Raw genomic sequence first — 10,826 nt, 5'->3', positions numbered from 1 at the left:
TCGACAGCCACCGACCCTGCGCCAACGGAGATGTTCGAGACGATCATCAACCTGAAGCCAAAGAGCGAGTGGCGGCCCGGCGTCACCATCGACAGCCTCAAGGCCGAGATGGACAAGGCGCTGCAGTTCCCCGGGGTGTCGAACGCCTGGACCATGCCGATCCGGGCGCGCATCGACATGCTCTCGACCGGCATCCGCACCCCTGTCGGCATCAAGGTGTTCGGCACCGACCTTGCCGAGATGGAGAAGATCTCGCGCCAGGTCGAGGCCGTGGTCAAGGCGGTTCCCGGCACATCGAGTGCATTTGCTGAGCGGGTGATCGGCGGCTACTACCTTGACATCACGCCGAACCGGGAGGCGCTCGGGCGCTACGGGCTGACGGTCGGGGACGTGCAGGACGTGATCGCCATGGCGCTCGGCGGTGAGACGGTGACCAACACGGTCGAAGGGCGGGAGCGTTACAGCGTCAACGTGCGCTATCCGCGTGAGCTGCGCTCGAACCCGCAGGCCATCGCCACCGAAGTGCAGGTGCCGATGTCAAACGGGGGCGCCGTGCCCTTGGGCGAGGTCGCTGAGGTGAAGCTCAATCGGGGCGCGACCTCGATCCGCACGGAGAACGGCCAGCTTGCGGTCTACATCTTCGTCGACATCACCGGACGCGATCTCGGCGGCTATGTCGCCGAGGCCCGGCAGGCAGTTGCCAACGAGGTCAAGTTTCCGCCGGGCTACTACGTCCAATGGAGCGGCCAGTTCGAGTACCTGGAACGCGCCGAAGCGCGCCTCAAGATTGTGGTTCCCGTTACGCTCCTGATCATCTTTCTGCTGCTTTACCTCAACTTCAAGCGGCTCACCGAGACGTTGATTGTGATGCTGTCGCTGCCGTTCGCGCTGGTCGGCGGGCTGTGGCTGATGTGGTGGCTCGGCTTCAACATGTCAGTGGCCGTGGCGGTCGGCTTTATCGCGCTTGCCGGTGTGGCGGCCGAGACCGGCGTCATCATGCTGATCTACCTCGATCACGCGATGAAGGAGGTACAGGCGGAGCGTGCTGCCCAGGGCCGCGCCTTCAGCCGCGAGGACCTTTACGCGTCGATCATGGTCGGCGCCGTGGAGCGGGTGCGGCCGAAGATGATGACGGTCGTCGCCATCATGGCGGGCCTGATTCCGATCCTGTGGAGCACGGGCGCCGGATCGGAGATCATGCAGCGCATCGCCGTGCCCATGATCGGCGGCATGGTCTCGTCGACGGTGCTGACACTCGTGGTCATCCCGGCGATCTACGCCCTCGTGAAAGGGCGCAGGCTCCCGCGGCGGAAGGACACGATCCCGAGCCGCGACGGCAGCCCCGAGACCCTGTCCGCACGCCCCGGAAACGCGTTGCCGCGGGCGGCCGAGTGAGACTCATGAATGTGCCCGTCATGCAAGTGACCACCATGGATCAAAGCCGCCGACAAGGCCGCCTACCCCACGGGTGCTGGTGCTCTGCCCGCGGGGCCCTCGCCGCCCGAGGAGTTCTGTGATGAGGTCGCACATCGACCGGAGCCTGGCGGACGCGGAGAAGGACACCGAGGCTCTCCTCGCCGTCCTGCGGCTCCTGGTGTTCTCCGCCATCACGGCCGTGTTCTGGGCCGGAGGCGCGCTGGAGCATGCGCACATGGCCATGTTCTCCTTTGTCGCCTTGGGAGCGTTCGCGACCGTGAGTTTGGTACTGGCCTGGATCGGCCTTTTTCGGCCCTGGCTGCCCTGGGTGTTCGCCACCCTCGACGTTGGCCTCCTCCTTCACTGCATCGGCCCCCTGGCCATGGCGTTCGGATCGCCGGCGTCCGGCATCTCGGCCGCCCCGGGCACCTCGCTCATCTTCCTCCTCCTGGCAATTGCCGCCGTCCGGCACCGGCCTTATCTGGTCCTCTACACCGCCGGCCTGTTCCTGGCGGGCTGGGCGGTGCTGTGGATCACGGTCGGGGCGCAGGCGCCGGACGCCGCTTTCGTCTTGCCAGGGGAGATCACCCGCCTCTCCGTCGTGGCGCTCACGGCCGTCGTGCTGTTCGTGGCGGTGGTCCGGACGCGCCGGGCGCTTGCGGACGCCATCCGCGAGGCGCGGCTGCGATCCAACCTGTCCCGCTTCTTCAGCGCGGGCATCGCCGACCAGCTCGCGCGGTCTGAGCCGGTGACCGCGTCCTTCCGGCCGCAGCAGGCCGCCGTGATGTTCATCGACGTGCGCGGCTTCACCCCGATGGCCGAGCGGATGACCGCAGACGCGCTCGCCCTGTTCCTCAGCGAGTACCGCCGCCGGATGGCGGCGCCCGTGACGCGGCGGGGCGGCGTCATCGACAAGTTCATCGGCGACGGGATCATGGCCGTGTTCGGCGTGCCGCATCCGACCGAGGCGGACGCCGGCAATGCCGTCCAATGCGGCCTGGACATCCTCGATGCGACAGACCGCTGGAACGCCGAGCGCGCCGCGGCGGGACTCGGGCCTGTCGAGGTGGGGATTGGCATCCACTACGGCGAGGTCACCGCAGGTGCGCTCGGCGACGAGGAGCGACTGGAGTTCACGGTGATCGGCGACACCGTCAACGCCGCCAACCGGATCGAGGAGCTCGCCGGCGCGCTCGGCGTTCGCCTTCTCGTGTCCGAGCCCGCCCTGCGGGCGGCAGGGCAGCTCGGGAACGGTGCCATGTGGGAGCCCGTGCCGGACCAGGCCCTGCGCGGCCGGCGCCAACCCCTGCGCCTGCTGCGGCAAAAGACCCCCGCCGAGCCGCACCAGGCCCGGCCCGACGTGGCCGTGGCGGCGTCATGAGCGGCGTGCCTCCCTTCACCCCGTTTCGACCCGACCCGACGGTCGGGGCCGGCGCCATCGTGGGCGCGCGCCGGCTGCGTTTGGCATCGAGCCTTTCCGCGCCCGCGACACAGCCTTCACGCGACGTGAAGAACCGCATTCGACCACAACAGGAGATCCCGATGTCCAACCTCATCCTCGCACCGCGCCTGCGCGGCCCGGCCCTGAAGGCCCTGGTCCTGGGCGGCCTCGCCGCCGCGGCCCTGGCCCTGCCGGCGCACGCCCAGAGCAACTCCGGCGGCAACATGGGCAACATGCAGAATATGCAGAACATGCCCGGCATGGGCGGCGGCAAGGCGCCGGCGGCGACGAGCGCCTCGGCGACCGGCACCGTCGAGTCGGTCAGCGCCCAGCAGCGCAAGATCAAGCTCAACCACGAGCCCATCCCGGCGTTCGGCTGGCCGGCCATGTCGATGGAGATGGCGGCCGCGCCGGCTGTCGACCTCACCCAGGTGAAGCCCGGGGCCAAGGTGAAGTTCACCCTGAGCAAGGGCACGGACGGCAGCTACACCGTTCAGGCGCTCAGCCCGGCGCAATAAGCCGTCCCGCCGGAGGCGCAGTGGCGTCTCCGGCCCTTCCCCCGTCCCGACCGGCAGCGGCCAGGGGCCGCGCCTTCTTCGCCGCGGCAGAGACTTTCTCCCTGCTGCGGTGCAAGGCTTCCGCTGGCAGGCTCCCGCGCGTGTGCCAACGCGGCGAACCCACAGCTGAATGCGGAACGCGGACGGCACGGGTCCGTGAACAGCGTTCGCATGATCGGGCCCAGGGGCTCACCGCGCGGGAAACCCGCGCCACACTGCGCAGGCCATCCTCATGCACAGCGCATGACCGACATGGGCGTTCTCCAAATCATCGCCCTTCTCAGCCTCCAGAGCAGCAATGTCAGCATGTTGGATGGGGGGCGCCATCGCTCGCTCCCGGACCGGCCGGCGCGCGCGCTCGCGCCCCCCGGTGCCGTGAGCGCCAGGGTCTCGCGCTTCATCGTCTCAATCTACCAAGGCGACGAGGCGTAAGCCCGCGCGTCAGGAAGCGAGGCTGGTATCCGCCGAGCGTGGCCGTCGGCGGCCTGTCGGTGCTGCGGCAGGGGCTGTCCCACCCGCGAGGACTGGCCAAAGCGGTACTTGGACCCGGTCGGGGATTCGTGGGACGGCAACCATCCACTGCGTGTAAGGGGTGCCTGCATTGTCGCGCCTCCACGTGCGGCAGCAATAGCCGCACGTGCGGCGGGGCACGGCAGCCGCGGTCAGAAAAAGGACCGAAGGCGCTCCCACAACGACGGGCTTCGCTCCACGTCGTGGCGGTCGCGGTCGTTCACCAGGGCGTTGATGTAGACGACGAGGTTCGTGGGTTCGAACTGCAGGCCATGGAAGTTCGCGCGCCAGCGTCCCTCGCGGTCAATGACGTGGGTGACGATGCCATGCATCTGCATGCCGTCGGCAGTCTTGGTGAATTTGTGCCCGAACTGTTCCGCCAGCTTGCGGGTCGCATCTTCGGGCATTCCGGGCGTGGTCGTCAGGAACGACCAATTCCGCAAATCGAGTCCGCGCTCCGCACCGAAGTCGCTCAAGACCTCCGGCTTGTCACGGTCCGGGTCGGTGGTGATGGTCAGGAACTGCACCTGATCGCGCATCGGCGTGCTGTTCACCATGCCCTGGATCTCGGCGATCTTTTCAGTGTGGAGCGGGCACACGTCCGTGCAGCCCAAGTAAATGAAGTTGACGATGACGACCTTGCCGCGCAGCGCGGAGAGACGATGATCGTTTCCCTTGGCGTCCCGCAGCGTGAATTCTGGAGCGGGCCGGTCCTTCACCTCGAAGTACCTCTCCTTTTTGTGCATCTCGCCTTGGAGGCTGTCGAGCGAGTGCGCCGACGCAGGGTTGGCTGTCAGGCTGGCGAGCGCGACGGCGGCGGCGACAGCGAGGAGCGAAGGCATGGTCACGATTATGATCTCCACTTTGAAGTTTCCGGGGTGCGCTTGAGGTGGCGCCGAGGTCCGGACGGACGCAAAGCGCTACCCGCGGCATCGGCAGCGGGGTGAACCCTGGCCGGCTCCCGCCCGCCGACGCCCGCGCCCGCGTTCGGACGTCAGATCCGGGCGACGCGGAGCCGCAGCGCGTTGGCGATCACGCTGACGGACGACAAGGCCATGGCCGCGGCGGCGATGATCGGCGACAGCAGGACGCCGAGGATCGGGAAGAGCACCCCGGCCGCCACGGGCACGCCCAGGGCGTTGTAGATGAAAGCCCAGAACAGGTTCTGGCGGATGTTGCGCATGGTGGCCTGCGACAGCCGCCGTGCCCGCACGATGCCATTGAGGTCGCCCTTGAGCAGCGTGACGCCGGCGCTTTCGATGGCCACGTCGGTGCCGGTGCCCATGGCAATCCCAACGTCGGCGGCCGCCAGCGCCGGGGCGTCGTTGACCCCGTCGCCGGCCATGGCCACCACCCGGCCCGCGGCCTTGTGGCGGTTGACCACGGCACTCTTCTCCTCCGGCAGCACCTCCGCCTCGACCTCGGTGATGCCGAGCCGGCGGGCGACGGCCTGCGCGGTGGTCCGGTTGTCGCCGGTGAGCATCACGACGCGGATGCCTTCGGCCTTGAGCCCGGCCAGCGCCTCGGGGGTCGTGGCCTTCACCGGGTCTGCGATGGCGATGGTGCCCGCGGCGCGTCCGTCGATGCCGACGAAGATCGCAGTGGCGCCCTCGCGCCGGAGCTCGTTTGCGGCTTGCGACAGGGGCGCGACGTCGACGCCCCGCTCGGCGAGGAAGCGGGCGTTGCCCAGCACCACGGCCCTGCCGTCCACCGTCCCGAGGGCGCCCTTGCCGGTGGGGGAATCGAACCCCTCCGGGTCGGCCAGGGCGAGGCGCCGCTGCGTGGCCGCAGCGACGATGGCCGTGGCGAGCGGGTGCTCGCTGGCACGCTCGACGCTGGCGGCGAGGCGCAGGATCTCGTCCTCCCCGAAGCCTGGCGCCGGCACCACCGCGGTCACGGCGGGCTTGCCCTCGGTGAGGGTGCCGGTCTTGTCGACGACGAGGGTGTCGACCTTTTCCATCCGCTCCAGCGCCTCGGCGTTCCTGATGAGAACCCCACCTTGGGCGCCCCGACCGACGCCGACCATGATTGACATGGGCGTGGCGAGCCCGAGCGCGCATGGGCACGCGATGATGAGCACCGCGACCGCGGCGATGAGGGCGAAGGAGAGCCGCGGCTCGGGGCCGAAGAAGAACCACGCGAGGAAGGCGAGCGCCGCGATCACGATCACCGCGGGCACGAACCATCCGGCGACCTGGTCGACGAGCCGTTGGATCGGGGCGCGGGAGCGCTGGGCGTCGGCGACCATCTGCACGATGCGGGCGAGCATGGTGTCGCGCCCGACCCTCTCGGCGCGCATGACGAAGCTGCCGGTCTGGTTGAGGGTGCCCGCCGTCACCTTGGATCCGGGCTCCTTGGTGACCGGCATCGACTCGCCCGTGACCATGGATTCGTCGACCGAGCAGCGTCCTTCCAGGACCTCGCCGTCGACCGGCACCTTTTCGCCCGGACGGACCCGCAGCCGGTCGCCGACACCGACCGCGTCCAGGGCGATCTCCTCGTCGACGCCGTCCGCACCGAGGCGCCGCGCTGTCTTGGGCGTGAGGTCGAGCAGGGCCCGGATGGCGCCGGAGGTCTGGTCGCGGGCCTTGAGCTCCAGCACCTGCCCGAGGAGAACCAGGACGGTGATCACGGCCGCTGCCTCGAAGTAGGCCGGGATGGCGCCGTCGGGCCCCCGCAGGGCCGCCGGGAACAGGCCGGGCGCGAGGGTCGCGACGGTGCTGTAGCCCCAGGCCGCGCCGACGCCGAGGGCGATCAGCGTGAACATGTTGAGGCTGCGCGCCACCACGGATTGCCAGCCGCGCACGAAGAACGACCAGCCGGCCCAGAGCACCACCGGGGTGGCCAGGGCGAGTTGCAGCCAGTTGGAGGCCTGCTGGCCGATCACGTGGGTGAGCCCCGTCAGATCGCCGCCCATGGACAGGACCACGACGGGAACGGTCAGGGCCGTGCCGATCCAGAACCGGCGCGTCATGTCGACGAGTTCCGGGTTCGGACCGGCATCCGCGGTGACGATGTCGGGTTCGAGCGCCATGCCGCAGATGGGGCAGGACCCTGGTCCGATCTGCCTGACCTCGGGATGCATCGGGCAGGTGTAGATCGTGCCCTCCGGGACGGGCTCGTCGGTCGTTTTGACGGCCTGCGGGGACAGGTAGCGGGCCGGATCCTTTTCGAACTTGTCCCGGCATCCGGCCGAGCAGAAATAGAACGGGCGTCCGCCGTGCTGCGCCCGATGGGGCGTGGTGTGCGGGTCGACCATCATGCCGCAGACCGGGTCCTTCACGCGCTGCTCCGCATCGGGGCCGACCGGGTGCATGCCCGTGTCAGCCGGGCCGCCCCGGTGGGCATGGCCCGGAGCATCGTGGTTGCAACACGAGGCCGCCTTGGCTCGGTCGTGGGTCATGTGCGGTTTCCTTGTCGGCCGTGGGCACGAACCCGCGCGCCCGGTGAACAAACGCCCGGTTCTGGGCTTCGATCCTTGATGGTGCAGCCCCTGTGCCGCGCAGGCGCACAAAGGGGCGGCGGCGATGGTGCCCCGGCCTCACCCGAAAAGACGGGCCACGGCGAACAGCACGATCAGCAGGCCAACCCCCAGGCACAGGGCCATCGCCCACGGGAAGCCGCTCGTCACTGGCCGTTGGCTGTGGCCAGGCCGGCCACCCGTCCTGACGGCGGTTTTCGGATCGTGATCGGAGCTCGAACCCATGTGCTGTTCCTTGTTCAGGCTGTCGGGGTTTGTGGGAGCGACTTGTCTGACGATGAAGCCCCAGGGCTTCGACACCGCCCTCAGGCGCCCGGGTCCGGCGTATGGGATCCTGGACGCCGGACCCGGACGGGAGCCGGCGCGACGGTCGGGACGCGCGACCGCGTGATGGCTGCGAGGAGGAGCAGGAGCGCTGCCAGTGCTGACATGAGGAACATTGCCTTGCCTTCTCGCCGCGGGAGGCGGCGCATTCTCCCTATCATTCGGAGGCGGCGGCACGGTGGTTACACGCCTCACGCGCCTGTGAACGGCGGGCTCGCCGTGAAGGTGCTGGACTGGTGCCGGCCTGGGCCTGGAGCTTCCCGACGAGCCGTGTCGGCCGCTGGGCCGAGCCGCCATGATGCCCGCCTTGATTGCACACGCCATCCTCACGCAGCCGGCAGAGCGTCATCGATCCGGGCATGGGGTGTAACCAATCGGCTCCTGCTGTCGAACTTGCACAAGACGCCTCCTCCCGCCCCGGCCGATCATGATTTTCGGCCCGGGCCGGCGGCGGGCCACCGGATGCCAGGGAGGAGCACAGCATGGGCGCGGAACGGGACGTTGTCTTCATCACGGGCGCCAGCGGGTTCATTGGTCGAGCGCTCATCAGGCGCTTGGCCGACCGCTATACCCTCGTCGGCCTCGACCGCGCCGGTCCCCCGGATCCCCCCGCACCGGCGCACGCCGTCGGCTTCGACCTGAGTTCAGACGACAAGGTGAAGGCGGCGCTCGACGAGGTGCGCCGCCGGTTCGGGGCGCGCATCGCGTCAGTCATCCATCTTGCCGCCTATTATGACGTCTCGGGCGAGCCCAACCCGCTCTACGACCAGATCACGGTCCAGGGCACGCGCAGGCTGATCGACGGTCTCCAGGCTTTCGATGTCGGGCAGTTCGTGTTCGCCAGCACCATGCTGGTCCACAAGCCCACGGGGCGGCCCGACGAGACCATCAACGAGCGCTCTCCCGTCGAGCCCACCTGGGCTTATCCGGAGTCGAAGGTCCGTACCGAGGCGATGCTGCGCGAGCGGCGCGGCCGCATTCCGGTCGTCTTCCTGCGCATCGCGGGCGTCTACGACGACGTCGGCCACTCGCCATTCATCGCCGAGCAGGTGGCGCGCATCTACGAGCAACGGGTGACGGCGCACCTGTATCCGGGCATGCTTTGCGCCGGACAGTCCTTTCTCCACATTGACGACCTCGCCGAGGCCGTGCTCCGGGTTGTTGACCGCCGGCGCGCGCTCGCGCCCGAACTGCCGCTGCTGGTGGGCGAACCCGACGCGCTCGGCTATGCCGAGGTGCAGAACCTTGTCGGCCGCAGCCTGCATGGAGAAGACTGGGCGACAATCCGGATGCCCAAATCGCTCGCCCTGGCAGGCTCCTGGATCCAGAACGAGGTGTTGGGCGACGACGACTTCATCAAGCCGTGGATGGTCGAGCAGTCCAACGACCACTACATCCTCGACATCTCGCAGGCCCAGCGCCTGCTCGACTGGGAGCCGAAGCATTCCCTCCGCGGCACGCTCCCGCGCATCGTGGCCGCGCTGAAACGGGACCCGGTCGGCTGGTACAAGACGAACAAGCTCAACCCGGCGCTGGTCGCCTGGCAAGGCCCGCCGGCCCAGGGTCATCATGCAGGCGAGCAAGGAACCGGCCATGCCGGGATGAGCCATGCCGACGGGATCGGTGTCGCGGCGGAGGCCTGCGCGAGGCCCGGCATGGGCGGTCACGATCACATGGCGATGATGGAGGAGGATGCCCGCCAGACACGCTGGGCGCATTTCGCCAACATGGGCTTGGGCCTGTGGCTCGCGGCGAGCCCCCTCGTCTACGACGCGGTGACGAGCGAAACAGTCGGCGCAGCGGTGCGGGCGGTGACAGTCGAGCGCGGGCTGCCGTCGGTCGAGTGGCGGGCAGGCGTGCTGATGGCGAGCGACCTGGTCAGCGGCCTGCTCATCACCGTCTTCGCCGCACTGTCGCTGCACCGGCGGACGGCTTGGTTCGCGCCATGGGCCAACACCTTTATTGGCCTCTGGCTTCTGTTCGCGCCGCTTCTGTTCTGGAGCCCGAGCGCGGCGCAGTACCAGAACGACCTCATCGTGGGCGGGTTGGTCATCGCATTCTCCGTGATCGTGCCGATGATGCCGGGGATGAGCATGGCCGGCATGATGGACCCGAAGTCGGTTCCACCCGGCTGGACGTTCGGCCCGTCGACCGGGGCGCAGCGGCTGCCCATCGCGGCGATGGGGCTCATCGGCCTCATCATCGCGCGCATGCTCACCGCCTATCAACTCGGCCACGTCGATTACGCCTGGGAGCCGTTCTTTGCCGGCGACCCGGCAGACCCGAGGAACGGAACCGAGGAGATCATAACCTCCGCCGTGTCGAAGGCGTGGCCGATCCCCGACGCAGGCCTGGGCGCGGTGGCCTACATGCTGGAGATCCTGATGGCGGTGATGGGGACCCGTGACCGCTGGCGGACCATGCCCTGGATGGTGACGTTCTTCGGCATTCTCGTGATCCCACTCGGAGTGGTGAGCATCTACTTCATCGTCATCCAGCCCATCATGATCGGCACCTGGAGCACGCCGGCGCTCATCGCCGCGCTGGCGATGCTGATCATGATCCCATTCGCCCTCGACGAGGTGATCGCGATGGGACAGTTCCTCTCCTGGGCCCATCGCCGGGGCAAGCCGCTGCTGCGCACGTTTTTCCAAGGCGATGCCGTGGAGGGCGGCCGCGAGGATACCTCTGACGCCCTCGCGAGCCCGGCCAAGTTCTGGGCGGACACGACCCGTGGCATCACGCTGCCATGGACCCTGGCCGGCGCGATGGCCATCGGCGCGTTCCTGATGCTGACCCGCCTGGTCCTCGGCACCTCGGGTGCGATGGCGAACAGCGACCACGTCGTCGGCGCCCTGACGATCACGGTGGCGATCATCGCGACCGCGGAGGTTGCGCGCGGTCTGCGCTTCATCAACCTGCTGTTCGGGGCGTGGCTCGCCGCGGCGCCCTGGGCCCTGGACGGTGCCGATGCGACCGCCGCGTGGGTGAGTGTCGCCCTCGGGTTGGCGCTCATGGGCTTGAGCCTGCCGCGGGGCCGGCGCAGCGGGGAGCATTATGCGAGCTGGGATCGCTTTGTGCTGTGAGGCGGGGGTGC

Annotated in this window: 8 protein-coding genes; 5 read left to right on the top strand and 3 right to left on the bottom strand. The window is 68.8% G+C overall.

What is annotated here, in order from left to right:
- From JAO75_RS23335 to JAO75_RS23320, 4 genes are all read left to right on the top strand, one after another.
- On the top strand, window positions 1-1,395 hold a 1,395-nt coding region (locus JAO75_RS23335; protein WP_199051607.1), incomplete at its 5' end, for an efflux RND transporter permease subunit.
- A 121-nt stretch (window positions 1,396-1,516) separates the two neighbouring features.
- Window positions 1,517-2,797, top strand: a complete 1,281-nt coding sequence (locus tag JAO75_RS23330) for an adenylate/guanylate cyclase domain-containing protein (RefSeq protein WP_199051606.1) — start codon at window positions 1,517-1,519, stop codon at window positions 2,795-2,797.
- Window positions 2,798-2,958: 161 nt separating this feature from the next.
- Window positions 2,959-3,375 (top strand): copper-binding protein, encoded by a 417-nt coding sequence (locus JAO75_RS23325; RefSeq protein WP_246742676.1) that lies wholly within the window; start codon window positions 2,959-2,961, stop codon window positions 3,373-3,375.
- A gap of 291 nt (window positions 3,376-3,666) precedes the next feature.
- Window positions 3,667-3,846 carry a hypothetical protein gene (locus JAO75_RS23320; protein ID WP_199051605.1) on the top strand — a complete coding sequence of 60 codons (180 nt, stop codon included), beginning with the start codon at window positions 3,667-3,669 and terminating at the stop codon, window positions 3,844-3,846.
- A 230-nt stretch (window positions 3,847-4,076) separates the two neighbouring features.
- Here the strand turns inward: JAO75_RS23320 and JAO75_RS23315 are convergent, their stop codons facing one another.
- The 3 genes from JAO75_RS23315 to JAO75_RS23305 all read right to left on the bottom strand — a co-directional run bounded on the left by JAO75_RS23315 (window position 4,077) and on the right by JAO75_RS23305 (window position 7,630).
- Complete coding sequence (locus JAO75_RS23315; RefSeq protein ID WP_199051609.1) at window positions 4,077-4,766, bottom strand: SCO family protein; 690 nt, start codon at window positions 4,764-4,766, stop codon at window positions 4,077-4,079.
- Between the two features lie 152 nt (window positions 4,767-4,918).
- Complete coding sequence (locus tag JAO75_RS23310; RefSeq protein WP_199051604.1) at window positions 4,919-7,327, bottom strand: heavy metal translocating P-type ATPase; 2,409 nt, start codon at window positions 7,325-7,327, stop codon at window positions 4,919-4,921.
- 138 nt (window positions 7,328-7,465) lie between these two features.
- Window positions 7,466-7,630, bottom strand: coding sequence for a hypothetical protein (locus JAO75_RS23305; protein ID WP_199051603.1), 165 nt, complete (start codon window positions 7,628-7,630; stop codon window positions 7,466-7,468).
- A gap of 581 nt (window positions 7,631-8,211) precedes the next feature.
- Here JAO75_RS23305 and JAO75_RS23300 point away from each other — a divergent pair.
- Complete coding sequence (locus tag JAO75_RS23300) at window positions 8,212-10,815, top strand: NAD-dependent epimerase/dehydratase family protein (RefSeq protein ID WP_199051602.1); 2,604 nt, start codon at window positions 8,212-8,214, stop codon at window positions 10,813-10,815.
- Window positions 10,816-10,826 lie beyond the last annotated feature (11 nt).

Source organism: Microvirga splendida, from assembly GCF_016427565.1.
In the GTDB taxonomy this organism is placed as follows: Bacteria; Pseudomonadota; Alphaproteobacteria; order Rhizobiales; family Beijerinckiaceae; genus Microvirga; species Microvirga splendida.
Note: the sequence above shows the minus strand (reverse complement) of the source record. Positions and strands in the feature narration are given on the sequence as shown.

Bases quoted from the DNA above. Each gene is read 5' to 3' on its own strand.
- JAO75_RS23330 (WP_199051606.1), top strand. From the start codon at position 1,517: ATGAGGTCGCACATCGACCGGAGCCTGGCGGACGCGGAGAAGGACACC.
- JAO75_RS23325 (WP_246742676.1), top strand. From the start codon at position 2,959: ATGTCCAACCTCATCCTCGCACCGCGCCTGCGCGGCCCGGCCCTGAAG.
- JAO75_RS23320 (WP_199051605.1), top strand. From the start codon at position 3,667: ATGGGCGTTCTCCAAATCATCGCCCTTCTCAGCCTCCAGAGCAGCAAT.
- JAO75_RS23315 (WP_199051609.1), bottom strand. From the start codon at position 4,766: ATGCCTTCGCTCCTCGCTGTCGCCGCCGCCGTCGCGCTCGCCAGCCTG.
- JAO75_RS23310 (WP_199051604.1), bottom strand. From the start codon at position 7,327: ATGACCCACGACCGAGCCAAGGCGGCCTCGTGTTGCAACCACGATGCT.
- JAO75_RS23305 (WP_199051603.1), bottom strand. From the start codon at position 7,630: ATGGGTTCGAGCTCCGATCACGATCCGAAAACCGCCGTCAGGACGGGT.
- JAO75_RS23300 (WP_199051602.1), top strand. From the start codon at position 8,212: ATGGGCGCGGAACGGGACGTTGTCTTCATCACGGGCGCCAGCGGGTTC.